Genomic DNA, 19,329 nt, shown 5'->3' on the forward strand with positions numbered 1-19,329 from the left:
ATGGGTAAAGCCGATGATGATGGCAAGAGACAGGGCAACGGCCAGATACTGAGCCAGGTTTTCTTTGTGCATAGGTACTCTCCTGATTTTTCACAGGAGAGTAATCGGCTTTCATTAAGCAAACATTAAGATGCGCAGGTGAATTTCGTGACCGGCCTCTTGTTACGAGGCGGCAATAAACAATTCCCGCAATTGATGCAGCTGATCGCGGCATTTCGCTGCCTCTTCGAATTCGAGATTCTGCGCATGTTGCATCATCTGTCCTTCCAGCTCGTGAATTTTCTGCTGCAGCGCTTTCGGGGTTAACGCCAGTTCGGCGGCTTCCACCTGAGCCGGCGTCCGCGATTTCCCGCGACCTTTGCCTTTGGTCTTCGCCAGACTCTCGCCGAGGCTCAGAATATCCACCACTTTTTTGTTCAAACCCTGCGGGGTGATGCCGTGTTCTTCGTTGTACTGCTGCTGTTTCTCGCGACGACGCTCGGTTTCTCCCATCGCCTTCGCCATGGACGGGGTAATTTTGTCGCCATAGAGAATCGCCTTCCCGTTAACGTTACGCGCCGCACGACCAATGGTCTGAATCAGCGAACGCTCAGAACGCAGGAACCCTTCTTTATCCGCATCCAGAATCGCCACCAACGACACTTCCGGCATATCCAGACCTTCACGCAACAGGTTGATGCCCACCAGCACATCGAACTCGCCAAGACGTAAATCACGGATAATCTCCATACGTTCAACCGTATCGATATCGGAGTGCAGGTAACGCACTCGCTCACCGTGTTCTTCCAGGTATTCAGTCAAATCTTCCGCCATGCGTTTGGTCAGTGTGGTGACCAGCACACGCTCGTTGATGGCGGCGCGTTTGCGGATTTCGGAGAGCAGGTCGTCCACCTGGGTGGCTACCGGTCGCACTTCGATAATCGGATCGAGCAACCCGGTCGGACGTACAACCTGGTCAATGACCTCGCCGCCGGATTTTTCCAGCTCATAGTTGCCCGGCGTCGCCGACACATAAATGGTTTGCGGTGCCAGCGCCTCGAATTCTTCGAATTTCAGTGGACGGTTATCGAGCGCGGACGGCAGACGGAAGCCGTACTCCACCAGCGTCTCTTTACGCGCACGGTCGCCGCGGAACATACCGCCAATTTGCGGAATGGTGACGTGGGATTCATCAATCACCAGCAGGCCATCCGCCGGAAGGTAATCAAATAGCGTGGGCGGCGGCTCGCCCGGCCCGCGCCCGGAAAGGTAACGCGAGTAGTTTTCGATACCGGAGCAATACCCCAACTCATTCATCATCTCCAGATCAAACTGCGTACGCTGGGTCAACCGCTGTTCTTCCAGCAGTTTATTGTTCTCCAGCAGCACCTTGCGACGCTCGACCAGTTCGACCTTGATCTCTTCCATCGCCTGAACGATGCGCTCACGTGGGGTGACGTAGTGGGTTTTGGGGTAAACGGTAAAGCGCTGGATGGTGGACTCGACGTGCCCGGTCAGCGGGTCAAACAGCGACAGCCGCTCCACTTCCTCATCAAACAGCTCAACGCGCAGGGCAATATCGTCCGATTCCGCCGGGAAGATATCGATCACCTCGCCGCGCACACGAAAGGTGCCGCGCTGAAACGCCTGGTCATTGCGGGTGTACTGCAACTCAGCCAGACGACGCAGTATGGAGCGCTGATCGATGATCATTCCTTTGGTCAGGTGCAACATCATCTTCAGATACAGATCCGGATCGCCCAGACCGTAAATTGCGGAGACCGATGCCACCACGATCACATCACGACGTTCAAGCAGCGCTTTGGTAGCCGACAAACGCATCTGCTCGATGTGCTCGTTCACCGAGGCGTCTTTTTCGATAAATGTGTCCGAACTCGGCACATAGGCTTCCGGCTGATAGTAGTCATAATAGGAGACGAAATATTCCACGGCGTTATCGGGGAAGAACTCTTTCATTTCGCCATAGAGCTGCGCCGCAAGGGTTTTGTTCGGTGCCAGCACCATCGTCGGGCGCTGTAAATCGGCAATGACATTCGCCACGGTGAACGTTTTCCCTGAACCGGTCACGCCCAGCAAAGTCTGATGAGCCAGACCGTCTTCGAGCCCCTCTTCCAGGCGACGAATAGCTTCTGGCTGATCGCCAGAGGGACGAAAAGCGGAATTCAGTTTGAATGGTTTACTCATGGACGGCTACCTGATGAAGGAATGAGCGGGCAGGAAAGTAATTTTACTCACCACAGCGAGATTTGCCAATAAATAATACTGGATGTAAAAACAGTGGCGCAATCAGGAATATCTTCTACTCACAGGCAGAGCACGAGCAGCACACCTGGAAAATCACGCCTGACGGTACAAAACACCAGCAAAAGCGGGTTATCCCCAGAACATTTCCTTTTTTAACACTTGTCAAGCCTGGTAATGAAAGTTTTATGGCAGTGGGTGACAGATTTCTTACAAGGATTGCTTTTATTTAACTAATTAAAAAATAAAGAAATATTTCAAAAGACGCCTTTCGCAGCAATTCAGGCGCAAGCCGCGTGTTTACTCGCTTCTCGCACTTTTTCTAACTCTAATGCACAAGGTTATCCACAGGAATAGTGGATAACTGCTTCCAGCCCATATGCTTCGCCTGTCGCCTGAAACGTCCCCTGAGCCTCTTTGAGGCCAGTAAAAATTTTTTCTCGCTTATTTTTGCAGAATATCTGCTAACGAAACGGCGAATTATCATGCGATCGTGCTCACATTTTGCCGATCGAATGCACCATTTCCTGCCAGCCCCGGCACTGTCAAAGAGCATATATTTTCGCCTGCGAGGCGCAATACCCGCTTTAACTCTCTCATTCATCAGTGGGTTCCGAAAAAAAGCCTGTTTTCATGTTCTGGCAAGCCTTTTGCACTGAACTGAATAACAACTTCTCTGTCATCCGATCAGAGATAAGGAGCGAACCGTGTTGAGCTTACGTGCAGTCAATCAGTATTACGGCAATCAACATACGCTATGGAATGTCGATCTCGATCTTTCCCCCGGCGTATGCACCTCTGTTATCGGCCTCCCAGGGATGGGCAAAACAACGTTAATAAATTGTATTACCGGTTATTTGCCCGTGGAGAGCGGTAGCATGGTCTGGCAAGAGGCAGGAGGTCCCCCCAGGGATTTACTGAACTTGCAGGCGGAACATCGCAGTGCAATGGGGATAGGCTATGTTCCCCAGGACAGACGAATATTTTCACAAATGACCGTCGAGGAGAATCTGCATATCGCTATGCTTGCCTGTGGAGAGCCCCGCAGTACCGTCAATCGTGAGGTCTATGACCTGTTTCCCGAACTGTACGGGCTACGTCAGGTGAAAGGAGCAGGGCTGTCTGAGGATAATCAGCATCAGTTGGCGATGGCACGCGCCCTCGTCAATCGCCCGCGGCTGCTGATTCTGGACGAACCCACACGCGGGCTTGGACAGGCGTTTATCCATAAACTCGGCAATTTACTTGTCCGGCTCAACCAGGATTTCGGTATGACTATCCTGCTGGCCGAACAGCATCTGTCGTTTATCCGCCGGGTTGCCGACCGTTTCTGTCTGTTACATCGTGGTCGCAACGTTGCCGAAGGGGATGTCAGACAACTGGATGACCAGCTTCTGTCGCACTGGATGTCGCCTGATTCAGCACGTTGAGATCGAGATAATGACCGTTTTGTGTAGCGAACGGCGCGTGGGCAAGCCAGGGGATTTCCCCGATCAAAGGTGCTTTCAACACGCGCCGTAGCGTCGCAAGATACTCGGCATGACGTTTGCCCGGCGGCTGAACATCATTGGCAATCCAGCCGGCAAAGCGCAACCCCGCCTGCTCTATCGCCTGTGCGGTCAACATCGCATGGTTAATACACCCAAGCTTAACGCCCACCACCAGAATCACCGGCAATTGTTCTGCCACCACCCAGTCGGCAAAAGTCCATGTCTCTGAAAGCGGCGTAAACCACCCCCCGGCCCCTTCTGTTAGTATCCAGTCGGCCTGCGTTTCCAGCGTCCGCAGTCCGTCAGACAGTCCTTCGAGCGTAATGGGCATGTCGGACTCCGCGCTGACAATGTGTGGTGATGTCGGCTCCGCAAAGGTCCATGGGTTTATCTGAGCATAATCGAGCATGACGCTGCTGTTACGCTGCAAAGCCAGCGCGTCACTGTTGCGCAGCCCCTGCGCGGTCATTTCGCTGCCCGAAGCCACCGGTTTGTAACCCGCGCTTCGCCGTCCCAGAAGATTTGCCGCCTGCAAGAGCGCGCAGCTCGCCACGGTTTTCCCGACCTCGGTATCCGTGCCGGTGACAAAATAGCGTTCAGTCACGTGTGATGACTCCCCAGAAAAGTTGATAGGTCAGCGGGAATGTCCCCTGCTGTTGCGGCCAGGCCAGCTGTAAGCGTTGCAGCCCTCCGCGCGTCAGCCCGTGCCTGCGCCCGGCATGCAGATGAGTAGCTCCCGTCCCTTTTAGCGATCGCATGGCCTCAAGCGCGCCGGCAAAAGAGAGAGTGACCGGCTCAATGCCCGCCTGATAGCGCCAGCCTGATAAAGCGTCGTGGATTTGCGCCGCGGGCAGAAAGCGATTGGCATGCGGCTGGTCATCAATCGCCCGCCACGCCTGATTCAGTTCAGGCAGCGAACCGCTCACCAGGGTGGTAAAGGCAATGTGTCCGCCGGGGCGCACCACGCGGTATAACTCCGCCAGCGCCCGGCGCACATCATCACACCACTGCACCGCCAGGTTACTCCAGGCAAGACAAAATTCAGCGTCAGTAAAAGGCATGGCTTCGATATCCGCCTGCACGTACCGTTCGGCCGCCTGCCTGCGCCGGGCCTCCTCCAGCATGGGCAGGGAGATATCCAGTGCCGTTACCCGCGCCCCCTGCTCTCGCCAGTAGCGGCTCAGCAATCCTGGGCCGCATCCGGCATCCAGTACCTGAGCAACAGGGGCTGAATGGAGACGGGAAAGCAGTAATTCTGCGCTCTGCTGCTGTAATCCGTTGTGCTGGTCGTAGCTGCGAGCGGCGCGACCGAAAGTATCGGCGATGGCTTGTTTATCAACGCGCGTCATGCAATATCTCCAGTAACTGCTCAATATCTTCCGGCTCGTGGGCGGCAGTGAGCGTTAAGCGCAACCGGGCCGTGCCTGGCGGGACGGTTGGCGGGCGAATCGCGGTCACCCAACAGCCGTGCGCCCGTAACTGCGTGGCCAGCTCCAGCGTGCGGCTGTTTTCGCCGACGATCAGCGGCTGAATGGCGCTGTCAGACGCGGTCACCGCCAGGTTTTGCGCCTTCGCACCCGCGCGAAATTGTGCAATCAGCGCGTTCAGTTTATGCCGCCGTTGCGCACCCTCTTCGGAACGAATAACCGCAAGCGAAGCACTGATGGCTGCGGCCTGTGCGGGCGGCATACTGGTGCTGTAAATCAGATGGCGGGCGAACTGTGTCAGATAATCGGCCAGCGACGCGCTGCACAGTACCGCCGCGCCACTCACACCGATCCCTTTGCCGAAGGTGACAATCAGGATATCTGGCGTGATCTGGTGGACATCACAGCTACCGCGCCCCTCGTCGCCGCATACCCCGATGCCATGCGCATCGTCGACCATCAGCCAGCCGTTTGCCTGTCGGGTCACCCGGGCGATATCCGCCAGCGGTGCGCTGTCGCCGTCCATACTGAACACCCCTTCGGTGACGACCAGTTGTTCGCCGCCGATGGGTTTTGCCAGTAGCGTCGCGAGATGCGTGGCATCGTTATGGGCAAAGCGGCGCAACGCCGCCGGGCTTAAGTTTGCCGCCTCCAGCAACGAGGCGTGGCTTAGCCTGTCGGCAACGATGCGATCGTCTTTATTACCGAGCGCGGCAATCACCGCCTGATTAGCGGCAAATCCCGAGATAAACAGTAACGCGCGCGGATACCCCAGCCAGTCGGCAAGCCCGGCTTCGAGCTGCTGGTGTGCAAGGGTGTAACCGCTCACGTGGCCAGAGCCGCCGCTGCCAACCCCGTATTTTTCCGCCGCTTGTTGCCAGGCGAGAATCAGCGCCGGATGCTGGCTTAAGCCCAGATAATCGTTACTGGAGAAGTTGCGATAACGTTGCCCGTCACGAATCAGCCAGCGCCCGGCGCCCTGATCCATGCACTGGCGTGTACGCAAGGCATCGACCTGCCTGCGGGTGGCTAACGCCTCATCAATACGCTGTTGCCAGCTCATACCACAGCCGCATTGTAATACTGCGCGGTGTCCGCATTCATGAGCTGCTGTTCCAGTTGCTCCTGCTGCGCCTTGTCGCCGTTAAGCACTTCGGTCTGCTGCGGATTCAACCCCAGCTTGCGGAACAGTTGCAGGTCTTTGTCCTCTTCCGGGTTCGGCGTGGTCAACAGTTTGCAGCCGTAGAAGATAGAGTTTGCGCCGGCCATAAAGCACATGGCCTGAGTCTGTTCGTTCATCTGCTCGCGCCCTGCGGACAGACGCACGTGCGAGGTGGGCATCATGATACGCGCAACAGCAATAGTACGAATAAAATCAAAGGCATCGACATCCTCATTCTCCGCCAACGGCGTGCCTTTGACTTTCACCAGCATGTTGATGGGCACGCTTTCTGGTGGTGTGGGTAAGTTAGCCAGTTGCAGCAGTAACCCGGCGCGATCGGTCACCGTTTCGCCCAGCCCTACAATCCCGCCAGAACAGACCTTGATTCCCGCATCACGCACTTTATCGAGCGTATCCAGGCGCTCCTGATAGGTACGGGTAGTGATGATATTGCCGTAAAACTCCGGCGAGGTATCCAGGTTGTGGTTGTAGTAATCCAGCCCGGCTTGCGCCAGACGCTGCGCCTGATTGTCCGTGAGCGTACCGAGCGTCATACAGGCTTCCAGTCCCATCGCCTTGACCCCTTCAACCATCTGTTCCAGATAGGGCATATCGCGATCGTTCGGGTTCTTCCAGGCAGCGCCCATACAAAAGCGCGTTGAACCGGCGTTTTTCGCCTTACGGGCAGACTCCAGTACCTGCTCCACTTCCATCAATCTTTCCGCATCGAGCCCGGTTTTGTAGCGGGCGCTTTGCGGACAGTATTTGCAGTCTTCCGGGCAGGCCCCGGTCTTGATCGACAGTAGCGTACTGACCTGCACCTGGCGGGGATCAAAATGCTGGCGATGAACCTGCTGCGCTTCAAACAGCAGTTCCAGCAGAGGTTTTTCAAACAGGGCGGCGACTTGCGACATTGTCCAGCGTGTCTGGTGAGCCATTGGGCTTCTCCAAAGGGTGTTGTTGAATCTCGATTCGGGTTATACTTGTAAACCTAAATCTTTTTAATTTGGTTTACAAGTCGATTATGACAACGGACGATCTTGCCTTTGACCAGCGCCATATCTGGCACCCGTACACTTCCATGACCTCTCCTCTGCCGGTTTATCCGGTGCAATCCGCACAAGGATGCGAACTGACGCTTGCCAGCGGCGAGCGACTGGTGGATGGGATGTCTTCCTGGTGGGCTGCCATTCACGGCTACAATCACCCAACGCTAAACGCGGCGATGAAAGCACAAATTGACGTCATGTCGCATGTGATGTTTGGCGGCATCACTCACCCACCCGCCATAACCCTGTGCCGTAAACTGGTGGCGATGACCCCGGAGAATCTGGAGTGTGTTTTCCTCGCTGACTCTGGCTCGGTGGCCGTGGAAGTGGCGATGAAAATGGCCCTGCAATACTGGCAGGCGAAAGGCGAACCCAGGCAGCGGTTTCTCACTTTCCGTAACGGCTATCACGGCGACACCTTTGGTGCGATGTCCGTATGCGATCCGGATAATTCCATGCATAGCCTGTGGCAGGGCTACCTGCCGCAAAACCTCTTCGCTCCGGCGCCGCAAAGCCGTTTCGACGGCGTTTGGGACGAGCGCGATATGGTGGGTTTTGCCCGCCTGATGGCCGCACATCGCCATGAGATCGCCGCGGTGATCATTGAGCCCATCGTCCAGGGCGCTGGGGGAATGCGCATGTACCACCCTGAGTGGCTTAAGCGGATCCGTAAAATGTGTGACCGGGAAGGGATATTGCTGATTGCCGATGAGATCGCTACCGGCTTTGGTCGCACCGGCAAGCTGTTTGCCTGCGAACACGCCGGTATCGCCCCGGATATTCTCTGTCTTGGCAAGGCATTAACCGGCGGCACGATGACGCTTTCCGCCACGCTCACGACGCGACATGTGGCCGAAACGATCAGCAACGGCGAAGCGGGCTGCTTTATGCATGGTCCGACGTTTATGGGCAATCCGTTGGCCTGTGCGGTCGCAACTGCCAGTCTGGCGCTGCTGGAAAGCGGCGAATGGCAATCCCAGGTGGCTGCGATTGAACGCCAGTTACGCGAAGAGCTTTCTGTTACAAGCAAGAGTGGCAACGTCGCTGACGTTCGCATATTGGGCGCAATCGGCGTGGTGGAGACCAAACAGCCAGTGAATATGGCGGCGCTGCAACGTTTCTTTGTCGGACAAGGCGTATGGATCCGCCCGTTTGGCCGCCTCATTTACCTGATGCCGCCTTATACCATTAGCGCTAAACAACTGACGCGCTTAACCCAGGCAGTGAATGCCGCCGTTGCCATGGACGAGATGTTCATTGTCTGATTTAACGCCCACCTGATGACGGGATGCTACACTCTGGAGGGTTAACTCATCCCGGAATCAGGAGGAACAATGGCGATTTTAATGATACTGACCTCGCATGACACCCTCGGCGACACCGGGCAAAAGACCGGTTTTTGGCTGGAAGAATTTGCCGCACCTTATTACATTTTTCGCGATGCAGGACTGGAAGTCGTCCTCGCAACCCCCGCAGGTGGGCAACCGCCGCTGGATCCGAAAAGTGATGCGCCTGATGCCCAAACCCAGGACACCGAGCGCTTTCGCAAAGACAACGCCGCGCAGTTCGCCCTGGCGAACACGCAAAAACTGAGTGATATCGCCGCCGGGGATTATGACGCCGTGTTTTATCCCGGCGGTCACGGCCCGCTGTGGGACCTGGCGGAACACCCTGTCTCTATCGCGCTTATCGAAAAATACTGGGCCGAAGGCAAGCCGGTAGGAACCGTCTGTCACGCGCCGGGCGTGCTGCGCCATGCCCATAAGCCAGATGGCAGTCCACTGGTAGAGGGCAAACGCGTGACAGGTTTTAGCAATAGCGAAGAAGAAGCCGTCGGCCTGACACAGGTTGTGCCATTTCTCGTTGAGGATGCGTTAAAGCAGGCCGGTGGCTTGTACGAGCGCGGTGATGACTGGGGCGTGTATGCGATAACCGATGGTCACCTGGTGACCGGGCAAAACCCGGCATCGTCGGCCGCCGCCGCACAGGAAATTGTCAAGTTATTGCATCGCTGACAGGGGGAGAAATGAAGCTTATCAGTCATGATTTACAGGACGGGGGTAAATTGCCCCACCGTCATGTCTTCAACGGCATGGGCTACGACGGCGACAATATTTCGCCGCATCTGGCCTGGGATGAGGTTCCGGCCGCAACCAAAAGCTTTGTCATAACCTGCTACGACCCGGATGCCCCAACGGGTTCGGGCTGGTGGCACTGGGTCGTCGCCAACGTGCCCGCCGGGACTCGCGTATTGCAGCAAGGAGCAGGTTCCGGAATAAGCGCGCTGCCCGATGGCGCTATCCAGACGCGTACCGATTTTGGTAAAGCCGGCTATGGTGGCGCGGCGCCGCCGAAAGGGGAAACCCACCGCTATATTTTCACCGTTTATGCCCTGGATGTGCCGGCTATTGATGTGGATGCCGACGCCAGTGGCGCAATGGTGGGCTTTAATGTGCATTTCCACGCTATCGCCAGCGCCTCGATTACCGCCCTTTTTAGCTAAAAATCCATTCATTTGAAGCCGATTTGCACAATCGGCTTCCCGTTTCGCTCAACTTAGTATAAAAAAGCAGGCTTCTGACGAAATCATTTAAACTTGCACAGCTGGAGTACCCCTTGAACACATTCTCGGTTTCTCGTCTGACGCTGGCACTGGCTTTTGGCGTGACACTGACCGCCTGTAGCTCAACGCCGCCGGATCAACTGCCTTCTCAACAAACTGCGCCGGGCACGGCTTCTCGTCCGATCCTGACCGAAGGCGAAGCAAAAAACTTCGTTGCCGCTAACTATTTTGCCGATCTGACGCCAAACGCGGCCGCATGGAAGCCTTATGCTATCCGTCTGCCGGCACAGGCAAACTTCGTGGTTGGCCCGGCGGGTACGCCTGGCGTAACGCACAACACGATTCAGGCAGCGGTTGACGCGGCCATCAACAAACACTCCAGCGATCGTCAGTTCATTGCCGTGATGCCGGGTGATTACGAAGGCACGGTCTATGTTCCGGCGGCATCCGGCAGCGTGACCATTTACGGTACCGGCGAAAAACCGCTGGACGTGAAAATCGGTCTGGCTATCGACTCTGAGATGGACAGCACGACCTGGCGTAAACTGGTCAATCCATCAGGCAAATACATGCCGGGTAAACCTGCCTGGTACATGTTTGATAAATGCCAGAGCAATCGCAACGCTACCGTTGGCGTGATGTGTTCCGCTGTTTTCTGGTCACAGAACAATGGGCTGCAACTGCAGAACCTGACCATCCAGAACAGCCTTGGTGACAGCGTTGACGCCGGTAACCACCAGGCGGTTGCGTTCCGTAGCGATGGCGACAAAGTCCAGTTGAATAACGTCAATATTCTGGGCCGCCAGAATACCTTCTTCGTGACCAACAGCGGTGTCGATAACACCCTGCGTAACGATCGCCAGACCCGTACGCTGGTGACCAACAGCTATGTAGAAGGGGATGTGGATATCGTTGCAGGCCGTGGTGCGGTTGTGTTTGATAACACCGATTTCCGTGTTGTGAACTCCCGTACCCAACAAGAAGGCTATGTGTTCGCGCCGGCAACCCTGTCCAGCGTTAATTTCGGCTTCCTGGCGACCAACAGCCGCTTCACCGCTACCGGTAATGGCGTAGCGCAGCTGGGCCGCTCTCTGGACGTGGATGCCAATACCAACGGCCAGGTTGTGATTCGCGATAGCGTAATCAATGAAGGTTTCAACGTGGCGAAGCCGTGGGCTGCCGCTGCGGCGTCAGGTCGTGCGTTTGCCGGTAATACGGGTGCGGTGGATGATAAAGGTAATATCCAGCGTCAGTTGAACGACGCGCGCTTCAACCGCATGTGGGAATTCAACAACCGTGGCACAGGCAGCCAGGTTGTTGCTGAACCGAAAAAGTAAGCAGTCTGAAACGAAAAAACCTCGCCACGGCGAGGTTTTTTTATCTCTGAAAATCAGAAGGCGTTAACGACAACCCACATTGGCCCCTGGCCTACCGCATAACGGGATTTCTCAGTCAGCAGCCCCTGTTCGCCGGTAATTTCGTACAACGCGATATGGTGGGATTTCTGCCCTGCCGCAATCAGGAATTTACCGCTGTGATCAACATTGAAGCCACGTGGCTGTGTTTCTGTCGGCTGGAAACCCTCGATAGCCAGTACGCTGCCGTCTTCGGACACGCTGAACACGGTGATCAGGCTGGCGGTACGGTCGCAGGCATACAGGTGACGGCCATCCGGCGTAATATGGATATCCGCCGCCCAGCGGGTATCGGAAAAGTCAGCTGGCATCATATCCAGCGTCTGCACACATTCAATCTTGCCGTGCGCGTCGCTCAATTGCCATACATCGACAGAGCTGTTCAGTTCATTCACACAGTAGGCAAAGCGTTTGTTCGGATGGAAGGCGATATGGCGTGGGCCTGCGCCTTCAACGGTGGTCACTTCCGCCGGGTCTTGCGGTTGCAGGTGGCCGTCTTCGGACAGCGTAAACAAGCAAATACGATCTTGTTTCAGCGCCGGAACCCACAGGGTGCGGTTGTCAGGTGAAATATTGGCGGAATGACAACCTTCCAGCCCTTCGACTACGTCCAGGGTCTCGGTCGGCACGCCGTCGTCGAGGCGGGTCACGCTGACACAACCGGCGTTATAGGAGCCGCTAAACAGGAAACGGCCACTGTGATCGGTGGAGATGTGCGTCGGGCTGCCTGGCAGAGACGCTTCTGCGGTGTAAGTCAGCGCGCCGTCGTCTGGCGCAATACGATAAGCAATAACGCGGAATTCCGGGCGTACACCCACGTAGAGGTAACGTTTATCCGGGCTTATGACCATCGGCTGAACCTGGCCGGGAACATCCACCACCTGCACAAGCGTCAGGGTGCCTTCGGGATTCAAACGCCAGACATGAATTTGCTGACTTTCCGGGCTGGCGGTATAAACGGTTTGTTTCATGAATACTCCTTTCCTTGATACTGCGTTAATTTACCAGGATAGCCTTTTTTCGTGGTTAATGCTGAATTTCACGCGCAAATTTTGCCCATGGCGCGACTCGGTGTACCATCCCGAAAAAGCCAAATTCAACATTGACCACGGAAAACGACATGACCTCGCGTGTATTAGCACTGGATTTAGACGGTACTTTACTGACCCCCAAAAAAACGCTGCTCCCCTCTTCTCTCGAGGCGCTTGCCCGGGCAAAAGCAGCCGGCTATCAGTTAATTATTGTGACCGGGCGGCATCACGTTGCCATCCATCCTTTTTATCAGGCACTGGCGCTTGATACACCTGCAATTTGCTGTAACGGCACTTATTTGTATGATTATCAGGCAAAAAAAGTGTTAACCGCCGATCCTTTGCCGGTTTCGCAAGCCGTTAAATTGATAGAGATGCTCGAATCCCACGACGTTCACGGTCTGATGTATGTCGATAATGCCATGCTCTATGAAAAGCCAACGGGGCATGTCATCCGCACCAATAACTGGGCACAAACGCTGCCCCCGGAGCAGCGCCCGGTCTTCACCCAAGTGGACTCGCTGCGCGCTGCCGCCAGTGAAGTCGACGCCATCTGGAAATTTGCCCTGACCGACGAAGACACCGGTAAACTCAAGCAATTTGCCCACACTGTCGAGCAGACGCTGGGACTGGAGTGCGAGTGGTCATGGCATGATCAGGTTGATATCGCGCGGACGGGCAACAGTAAAGGCAAGCGCCTGGCCGAGTGGGTCAACTCACAGGGCTTGTCGATGAAAGACGTGGTGGCATTCGGAGACAACTACAACGACATCAGCATGCTGGAAGCGGCGGGCCTTGGGGTCGCGATGGGAAATGCCGATGACGCGGTCAAAGCCCGCGCCAACGTTGTGATTGGCGACAACACTACCGACAGCATCGCCAGCTTTATCTATAGCCATCTGCTCTAATCAGGCGGTTATCGATACGCTCTTAATCTGCGCATAGAGCCACAGGCCAGGTTTGATGTTCAGCTCATCCCTGGCCCACGGGCTGATTCGTGCCCACAGCGTCCTTCCGCCTACATCCAGTTGTACTTCCACCTGCCCGTCGAGATCGTAGTTTTGCACCACTTTCGCCCGCAGGGTGTTACGAATGCTGGTATTGCTGGAAGGTTGCAGCACCAGCGACACGTCGGTTGCCTGTATACGGATACGCACAGCAGTCTGAAGCGGCTTATCCAGTTTATTCACCCAAATATGCTGGTCGCCAAGCGCCAGCGCCGTCATGGCATAATGCGGATGATGCTCCAGCACGCTCACTTTCAGAATGCTGCTTTGCTGCTCCTGCGGCAACCACGGGTTCATCACGCTGCTTCCCCAGACATCTTCAAGGTTACCAAACGCTTTCACCGTCCCCGCCTCCAGCACCATCACTTTATCGGCAAGGTGCAGAATCTCATCCAGCGAGTGGCTGACATAGAGCACGGGAATATTGATCTCACGCGCCATACGTTGCAGATAGGGCAACAGTTCACGTTTACGCGGGATATCCAGCGATGCCAGCGGCTCATCCAGCAGCAACAATTCCGGCGCCGTTAACAGGGCGCGGCCAATCGCCACGCGCTGCTTTTCCCCACCCGATAGCCCGCCAGGGAGGCGGTCTAAAAGCGGTTCGATACCCAGTAGCGTCACCAGCTTGTCAAACTGACCGGCCATGGATTTCGCCATGCCATAGCGCAAGTTGCCCAGCACGTTGTAGTGCGGGAACAGGCGCGCATCCTGGAAGACATAACCGACCCGGCGCTTTTCCGGCGGCAGGCAGATTTTTTTCTCAGCGTCATACAATACGCGCTCATTGAGCACGATGCGGCCCTGATCCGGGCGCGTTAAGCCGCTAATCGCATTGATAAGGGAGGTTTTCCCTGCCCCCGATACGCCAAATATCGCTGTAATACCGCTGGCTGGCAGGCTTTCGGCAACCTGCAGACGGTGCGTGCCCAGCGTCTGACTAAAATTCAGTTCCAGCACAGGTTATCTCCCGGTCCGTTCACGGCTAATACGTGCCAGCCATTCAGAAATGAGCAGCGAAACGAGCGCCAGAATAATGGAGATCACACACAAGCGCGCCGCCGCCATCTCACCGCCGGGTGTCTGAATGAGGGTGTACATCGCCGAAGGAATGGTGCGCGTTTCGCCAGGAATGTTTGAGACAAAGGTGATGGTCGCGCCAAACTCACCCAGTGAACGGGCAAAGGCCAGCACGGTACCGACAATAATCCCCGGCAGGGTCAGGGGCAGCGTAATCGTCATAAATACCCGCCAGCGTCCAGCCCCTAAGGTACGGGCAGCCTGTTCGAGTTTAGTGTCAACGCCTTCCAGCGCCAGACGAATGGCACGAACCATCAGCGGAAATGACATCACCGCTGCCGCGAGAACCGCGCCTCGCCAGCTAAAAGCGAAGGTAATACCGAACCAGTCATAGAGCCACTGGCCGATAAATCCACGTCTTCCCATGGCAATAAGTAATAAATACCCCACGACAACCGGGGGGAGAACCAGGGGAAGATGAAGGAGGCTGTCAAGCAAGGCTTTGCCTGGAAAGGTACAGCGCACCAGTAACCAGGCAAAGAAAATCCCAAAGGGCAAGCTAATGACAACTGCGAGGGATGAAACTTTCAGGCTAAGTATCACTGCCTGCCATTCAGGATCCGTTAATATCATTAGTGTGTCGTAAATCCGTAACGTTTAAACACGGCGGAAGCTTCCGGGGTTTTCAGATAGTCATAGAACGCGCTAACCGTTGCGTTTTTATGACCTTCGGTAATCGCCATCGCATATTCCACTTTCTGGTGAGAGTTTTCCGGGAAAGTCCCGACCACTTTCACGCCCTTACTGGCCACGGCGTCTGAACCGTAGACGATACCCAGCGGGGCTTCGCCTCGTTCCACCAGTGCCAGAGCACCACGTACATCTTCTGCTGGCGCCAGGCTCGGGGACAATTTATCCCACGCCCCCAGTTTTTGCAGCGCCTCTTTCGCATAGATACCTGCCGGAACGTGCTCCGGATCGCCAACCGCCAGGCGGCCGCCTTTCAGCAGGCTTGCCCAGTCAGTGGTCGCATCAACGGTGATATCGCCCTGGGTACTGCTTTTCGGCGCCACAACAACCAGGCTATTTCCCAGCAGCGTTACACGCGTCCCCGTATCGATACTCTTTTTATCAACTGCATAATCCATCCATTTCTGGTCTGCAGAAATGAACAGATCCGCAGGCGCGCCTGCTTCGATTTGACGTGCCAGCGTGGAAGAAGAGGCAAACGACGAAACCACCTCGACGTTTTTCTCTTTCTTATACGCAGCGGCAATGTCCTGCATTGCATTCGTCAGCGATGCTGCCGCAAAAACGGTAATTTTCCCTTCATCAGCCAGCGCATGTCCGGCAACGGAGAGAGATAAAGTCGCCCCGGCAAAAAGGCGTAACCATGTACGTGCCATCTGTAACTCCTGTGAGTGTCGTTATATATTTCGAAATATAGCGATACTACCAGAGATTTGGCAGAGGAGATCATACTCATCAAGAATTACTGAGGCTTATGAGATATCGGCAAGCTTATGCCAATCTTGAATAGCAAAACGCCCGCTATTGCGGGCGTTTTTTTAAATTCAGCGGCGTTGCGCGGGGCGGTCGCGATGACCAACAGTGGAAAAAACGTTGAATACCTCACCCAGGCCATAGATCAACCCCAGGATGATAGCCATCACCACAGGGACCATGATTACGGCAAAAACTAAGCTTTTCAATAACTCAAACATGGTCAACTCCATTTAGTGTTAAGGGGGCATTCTAACCGCATCCGGCAGAAAAACACTCGCCTTTTGTGCCATCGCCGGTAACCTTTTACAGGGACTGACGGCTCAGTACAAACATATCCGCGCTGCGAATATTCCAGGGGCGGGCAATATGTGAATGTTGCCTGCTATCGACACGTATTTTATCAAACGGAATGCACTTCACTTCTTTGCTTGAGTCCCAGGTGACCAGTCCTTCGTCTGTTACTTTCGAAATGACCGTCCAGTGGCTATATTCCTGCTCACCATCATTATAATCGTAAGCCTGAATAACGACCCTTCCCGCTTTATAATTCGCCAGGCTTAACGTATCGAGAATATCCCGACGATCGCGGCGTTTATCGTTATGCCAGTAGGGCATGCTAAAGGCGAACTGCCACTGTTGGCGGGTTTTCGGATCGTAAAATTCGTACTCAGTATTTAACAGAGCCATCGTCCGGCTCAGCGTATTTTTAAGCGAACCGCGGCCAATACCGTTCACGAATCCCATCGGATCGCCATCAAAAACATATTGCTGCAAAATGACAGGGAAGATTTCCGGAAGCGCCAGTTCAGGTTCCAGTAAATGTATCCCGTTCGCCATTGCGTAAAAACCACAGGCCCCGTCCAGCTCACCTTGCAAGGCCGGGCGTTTTTTAACTGCCATATTCTGTTCCTTCAGCGCATTGTCTCTTTCCCCTATCGACAATTGTGACAGTATCTTTAGAAAAACAACGCTCGCGGGGGAAGACTAGGCTACAGGTCGATTTTCCTTCACAATATTCTTTTTGCATCAGGATACTACGCTATGCAGGCTGAAATTCTTCTTACCCTCAAACTCCAGGAACGGCTGTTCGCAGACCCGCGCCGTATTCATTTACTCAAACAGATAGAACAGACGGGTTCAATAAGCCAGGGGGCGAAGAATGCAAACATCAGCTATAAAAGTGCCTGGGACGCCATCAATGAGATGAATCAGCTCAGTGAACAGACGCTGGTGGAACGTGCGACAGGGGGAAAAGGCGGCGGTGGTGCAGTCGTTACCCGCTACGGCCAGCGTCTTATTCAACTCTATGATTTACTCGGCCAGATTCAGCAAAAAGCGTTTGATGTACTGAGCGACGACGATGCTATGCCGTTGGATAGCCTGCTGGCAGCCATTTCCCGTTTTTCGCTGCAAACCAGCGCCCGTAACCAATGGTTTGGCACCATTACCGCCCTTGACCACCAGCAGGTACAGCAGCATGTCAATGTGCTTCTTGCGGATGGTACGACATCTCTCAACGTCGCTATTACTGCGCAAAGCGTGCAACGCCTGGATTTGACCCAGGGCAAAGAGGTGCTGGTGCTACTAAAAGCGCCCTGGGTAGACATCACAACCGACCACGCCACTGCGCAACAGGCCGATAACCAGCTCCGGGGGCGGATCAGCCATATTGAGCGTGGCGAATTACAGTGCGAAGTGCTGCTGACGCTTCCCGATGGCCAGCAGTTATGTGCGACAGTGCCCGCCCGACAAGCGCAAGATCTAAAGGAAGAGGCTGAGGTCACCGCATATTTTAATGCTGACAAGATCATTCTCGCCACGTTGTGCTAAGTAGATTGACAAGTTGCCTGCCAACACGTATCCCTGTTTGTATCGCTGCAAAAAATGGGATACATAATGTCATCATTGCAAATTTCGCAAGGTACGTTTCGTCTGAGCGACACCCGGACACTGTCGATTCATCATTTAACGCTGCAGTCGGGTGAAAGCTGGGCTTTCGTCGGCGCAAACGGGAGCGGAAAATCGGCGCTGGCCAAAGCGCTGGCCGGTGAGTTGACGCGCCTTAAAGGGGATCGCCAGAGTAGCTTCTCGCGCATTACCCGCCTGTCATTCGAGCAACTGCAAAAACTGGTCAGTGAAGAGTGGCAACGCAATAACACCGACATGCTAAGCCCCGGTGAAGATGACACCGGGCGCACCACCGCTGAAATCATCCAGGATGAGGTTAACGATGCCGCGCGCTGCCAGCAACTGGCCGAACGTTTTGGTATCACTTCGCTGCTCTCGCGCCGTTTTAAATACCTCTCGACGGGAGAGACGCGCAAAACGCTTCTCTGCCAGGCGCTGATGACACAACCCGATTTATTGATCCTTGACGAGCCTTTTGACGGCCTGGATGTTACTTCACGGCAGAATCTCGCCGCCCTCCTCGCCGAGCTTAATGCGGAGGGTTACACCCTGGTGCTGGTGCTGAACCGCTTTGATGAAATTCCGGATTTTGTACAGAATGCGGGCGTACTGGCTGACTGCGCGCTAACGGAAGTCGGCGAAAAATCAGCACTGTTACAGCAGGCGCTTATCGCGCAACTGGCGCACAGCGAAAATCTGGCGGGAATGGCGCTGCCGGAACCGGATGCACCGCCAGCACGCGCACAACTAATCCCCGGAGAGCCGCTGATTGTCCTCAGAGATGGCGTGGTCTCCTATAACGTTCGTCCGATTATCAACCACCTCGACTGGACCGTTCGACCGGGCGAACACTGGCAAATTAGCGGGCCGAACGGCGCAGGAAAATCGACGCTGCTTAGTCTGGTAACGGGCGATCATGCGCAAGGCTACAGCAACGATTTAACCCTTTTTGGTCGTCGTCGCGGCAGCGGCGAGACCATCTGGGATATAAAGAAGCACATTGGTTACGTCAGCAGCAGTCTGCATCTTGACTATCGCGTCAGTACGACCGTGCGCAATGTGGTTCTTTCCGGCTATTTTGACTCTATTGGTATTTATCAGGCCGTTTCGGATAAACAGCGCAAGCTGGCGCAACAGTGGCTGGACCTCGCGGGGTTTAACCCCAAAACCGCCGATGCGCCTTTCCATAGTCTGTCATGGGGACAGCAACGCCTGGCGCTGATTGTCCGTGCGCTGGTCAAACATCCGACGTTACTGATCCTTGATGAGCCGCTGCAAGGACTGGATCCGCTGAACCGTCAGCTCATTCGCCGCTTTGTTGACGTACTGATTGGCGAAGGCGAAACGCAATTATTGTTTGTCTCCCACCATGCCAGCGATGCCCCGACGTGTATCACGCATCGCTTACAATTTGTCCCGGAGGGCGACAGTTGGCGCTACGCGTTTGATTGAGTTTTTCACAGGTGGGGCACCGCCCTGCCTGTGTTTCATATCATTTTCAGAATTTATG

Annotated in this window: 19 protein-coding genes; 8 read left to right on the plus strand and 11 right to left on the minus strand. The window is 55.0% G+C overall.

The window, feature by feature from the left end:
- Positions 1-162: 162 nt before the first annotated feature.
- Positions 163-2,184: an excinuclease ABC subunit UvrB gene (uvrB, locus tag L2097_RS11615; RefSeq protein WP_047371196.1), complete on the minus strand. Its 2,022-nt coding sequence runs from the start codon at positions 2,182-2,184 to the stop codon at positions 163-165.
- Positions 2,185-2,948: 764 nt separating this feature from the next.
- Here uvrB and L2097_RS11620 point away from each other — a divergent pair.
- Positions 2,949-3,671, plus strand: coding sequence for an ABC transporter ATP-binding protein (locus L2097_RS11620; RefSeq protein ID WP_047371198.1), 723 nt, complete (start codon positions 2,949-2,951; stop codon positions 3,669-3,671).
- Here the strand turns inward: L2097_RS11620 and bioD are convergent.
- Genes bioD through bioB form a run of 4 tightly spaced genes read right to left on the minus strand, consistent with a single transcriptional unit; the run spans position 3,613 to position 7,258 of the window.
- Complete coding sequence (gene bioD / locus L2097_RS11625) at positions 3,613-4,335, minus strand: dethiobiotin synthase (RefSeq protein WP_250352868.1); 723 nt, start codon at positions 4,333-4,335, stop codon at positions 3,613-3,615. The two genes, L2097_RS11620 and bioD, sit on opposite strands and share 59 nt — an antisense overlap.
- Positions 4,328-5,080, minus strand: a complete 753-nt coding sequence (bioC, locus tag L2097_RS11630) for a malonyl-ACP O-methyltransferase BioC (protein ID WP_250352869.1) — start codon at positions 5,078-5,080, stop codon at positions 4,328-4,330. Before bioC ends, bioD begins: the two co-directional genes overlap by 8 nt.
- Positions 5,067-6,221, minus strand: a complete 1,155-nt coding sequence (gene bioF, locus L2097_RS11635) for an 8-amino-7-oxononanoate synthase (RefSeq protein ID WP_250352870.1) — start codon at positions 6,219-6,221, stop codon at positions 5,067-5,069. Before bioF ends, bioC begins: the two co-directional genes overlap by 14 nt.
- On the minus strand, positions 6,218-7,258 hold the full coding sequence (gene bioB, locus L2097_RS11640; protein WP_250352871.1) for a biotin synthase BioB: 1,041 nt from the start codon (positions 7,256-7,258) through the stop codon (positions 6,218-6,220). Before bioB ends, bioF begins: the two co-directional genes overlap by 4 nt.
- Positions 7,259-7,326: 68 nt before the next feature.
- Between bioB and bioA the strand changes: the two genes are divergently transcribed.
- The 4 genes from bioA (at position 7,327) to L2097_RS11660 (ending at position 11,269) form a co-directional block, all read left to right on the plus strand.
- Positions 7,327-8,634 (plus strand): adenosylmethionine--8-amino-7-oxononanoate transaminase, encoded by a 1,308-nt coding sequence (gene bioA, locus L2097_RS11645; protein WP_502799299.1) that lies wholly within the window; start codon positions 7,327-7,329, stop codon positions 8,632-8,634.
- 69 nt (positions 8,635-8,703) lie between these two features.
- Positions 8,704-9,384 (plus strand): type 1 glutamine amidotransferase domain-containing protein, encoded by a 681-nt coding sequence (locus tag L2097_RS11650; RefSeq protein ID WP_047371204.1) that lies wholly within the window; start codon positions 8,704-8,706, stop codon positions 9,382-9,384.
- Between the two features lie 11 nt (positions 9,385-9,395).
- Complete coding sequence (locus L2097_RS11655; RefSeq protein WP_047371205.1) at positions 9,396-9,872, plus strand: kinase inhibitor; 477 nt, start codon at positions 9,396-9,398, stop codon at positions 9,870-9,872.
- A gap of 113 nt (positions 9,873-9,985) precedes the next feature.
- Positions 9,986-11,269, plus strand: coding sequence for a putative acyl-CoA thioester hydrolase (locus L2097_RS11660; RefSeq protein WP_047371206.1), 1,284 nt, complete (start codon positions 9,986-9,988; stop codon positions 11,267-11,269).
- Between the two features lie 53 nt (positions 11,270-11,322).
- On the opposite strand, the gene pgl is transcribed toward L2097_RS11660, so the two are convergent.
- Complete coding sequence (gene pgl, locus L2097_RS11665; protein WP_047371207.1) at positions 11,323-12,318, minus strand: 6-phosphogluconolactonase; 996 nt, start codon at positions 12,316-12,318, stop codon at positions 11,323-11,325.
- A gap of 149 nt (positions 12,319-12,467) precedes the next feature.
- Here pgl and L2097_RS11670 point away from each other — a divergent pair, with 149 nt between their 5' ends.
- Entirely contained in the window at positions 12,468-13,286 is an 819-nt protein-coding gene (locus tag L2097_RS11670) for a pyridoxal phosphatase (RefSeq protein ID WP_047371208.1), read from the plus strand.
- Here L2097_RS11670 and modC read toward each other — a convergent pair whose 3' ends face one another.
- From modC to L2097_RS11695, 5 genes are all read right to left on the minus strand, one after another.
- Positions 13,287-14,345, minus strand: a complete 1,059-nt coding sequence (gene modC, locus L2097_RS11675) for a molybdenum ABC transporter ATP-binding protein ModC (RefSeq protein WP_085007713.1) — start codon at positions 14,343-14,345, stop codon at positions 13,287-13,289.
- A gap of 3 nt (positions 14,346-14,348) precedes the next feature.
- Positions 14,349-15,038 carry a molybdate ABC transporter permease subunit gene (gene modB, locus L2097_RS11680; protein WP_047371210.1) on the minus strand — a complete coding sequence of 230 codons (690 nt, stop codon included), beginning with the start codon at positions 15,036-15,038 and terminating at the stop codon, positions 14,349-14,351.
- The gene (gene modA, locus L2097_RS11685; RefSeq protein ID WP_250352873.1) at positions 15,038-15,811 is read right to left on the minus strand and encodes a molybdate ABC transporter substrate-binding protein; all 774 of its coding nucleotides are present in this window, start codon (positions 15,809-15,811) and stop codon (positions 15,038-15,040) included. Before modA ends, modB begins: the two co-directional genes overlap by 1 nt.
- A gap of 168 nt (positions 15,812-15,979) precedes the next feature.
- A complete protein-coding gene (locus L2097_RS11690) occupies positions 15,980-16,129 on the minus strand; it encodes an AcrZ family multidrug efflux pump-associated protein (RefSeq protein ID WP_047371212.1) in 150 nt (49 codons plus the stop codon).
- 85 nt (positions 16,130-16,214) lie between these two features.
- Positions 16,215-16,811: a hypothetical protein gene (locus L2097_RS11695; RefSeq protein WP_250352874.1), complete on the minus strand. Its 597-nt coding sequence runs from the start codon at positions 16,809-16,811 to the stop codon at positions 16,215-16,217.
- Between the two features lie 141 nt (positions 16,812-16,952).
- Between L2097_RS11695 and modE the strand changes: the two genes are divergently transcribed.
- Together modE and modF are read left to right on the plus strand one after the other, a co-directional pair.
- Positions 16,953-17,741 (plus strand): molybdenum-dependent transcriptional regulator, encoded by a 789-nt coding sequence (gene modE, locus L2097_RS11700; protein ID WP_047371214.1) that lies wholly within the window; start codon positions 16,953-16,955, stop codon positions 17,739-17,741.
- Positions 17,742-17,807: 66 nt separating this feature from the next.
- Positions 17,808-19,271: a molybdate ABC transporter ATP-binding protein ModF gene (modF, locus tag L2097_RS11705; protein ID WP_250352875.1), complete on the plus strand. Its 1,464-nt coding sequence runs from the start codon at positions 17,808-17,810 to the stop codon at positions 19,269-19,271.
- Positions 19,272-19,329 lie beyond the last annotated feature (58 nt).

This window comes from Citrobacter sp. MNAZ 1397 (genome assembly GCF_023613995.1).
GTDB classification, from domain to species: domain Bacteria; phylum Pseudomonadota; class Gammaproteobacteria; order Enterobacterales; family Enterobacteriaceae; genus Phytobacter; species Phytobacter ursingii.

Excerpts from the sequence above, each read along its gene's own strand:
- modB (WP_047371210.1), bottom strand. The coding sequence starts at position 15,038 with ATGATATTAACGGATCCTGAATGGCAGGCAGTGATACTTAGCCTGAAA.
- pgl (WP_047371207.1), bottom strand. The coding sequence starts at position 12,318 with ATGAAACAAACCGTTTATACCGCCAGCCCGGAAAGTCAGCAAATTCAT.
- bioC (WP_250352869.1), bottom strand. The coding sequence starts at position 5,080 with ATGACGCGCGTTGATAAACAAGCCATCGCCGATACTTTCGGTCGCGCC.
- modE (WP_047371214.1), top strand. The coding sequence starts at position 16,953 with ATGCAGGCTGAAATTCTTCTTACCCTCAAACTCCAGGAACGGCTGTTC.
- L2097_RS11695 (WP_250352874.1), bottom strand. The coding sequence starts at position 16,811 with ATGGCAGTTAAAAAACGCCCGGCCTTGCAAGGTGAGCTGGACGGGGCC.
- uvrB (WP_047371196.1), bottom strand. The coding sequence starts at position 2,184 with ATGAGTAAACCATTCAAACTGAATTCCGCTTTTCGTCCCTCTGGCGAT.
- modF (WP_250352875.1), top strand. The coding sequence starts at position 17,808 with ATGTCATCATTGCAAATTTCGCAAGGTACGTTTCGTCTGAGCGACACC.
- bioF (WP_250352870.1), bottom strand. The coding sequence starts at position 6,221 with ATGAGCTGGCAACAGCGTATTGATGAGGCGTTAGCCACCCGCAGGCAG.
- bioB (WP_250352871.1), bottom strand. The coding sequence starts at position 7,258 with ATGGCTCACCAGACACGCTGGACAATGTCGCAAGTCGCCGCCCTGTTT.
- modA (WP_250352873.1), bottom strand. The coding sequence starts at position 15,811 with ATGGCACGTACATGGTTACGCCTTTTTGCCGGGGCGACTTTATCTCTC.
- L2097_RS11670 (WP_047371208.1), top strand. The coding sequence starts at position 12,468 with ATGACCTCGCGTGTATTAGCACTGGATTTAGACGGTACTTTACTGACC.
- L2097_RS11655 (WP_047371205.1), top strand. The coding sequence starts at position 9,396 with ATGAAGCTTATCAGTCATGATTTACAGGACGGGGGTAAATTGCCCCAC.
- L2097_RS11690 (WP_047371212.1), bottom strand. The coding sequence starts at position 16,129 with ATGTTTGAGTTATTGAAAAGCTTAGTTTTTGCCGTAATCATGGTCCCT.
- L2097_RS11650 (WP_047371204.1), top strand. The coding sequence starts at position 8,704 with ATGGCGATTTTAATGATACTGACCTCGCATGACACCCTCGGCGACACC.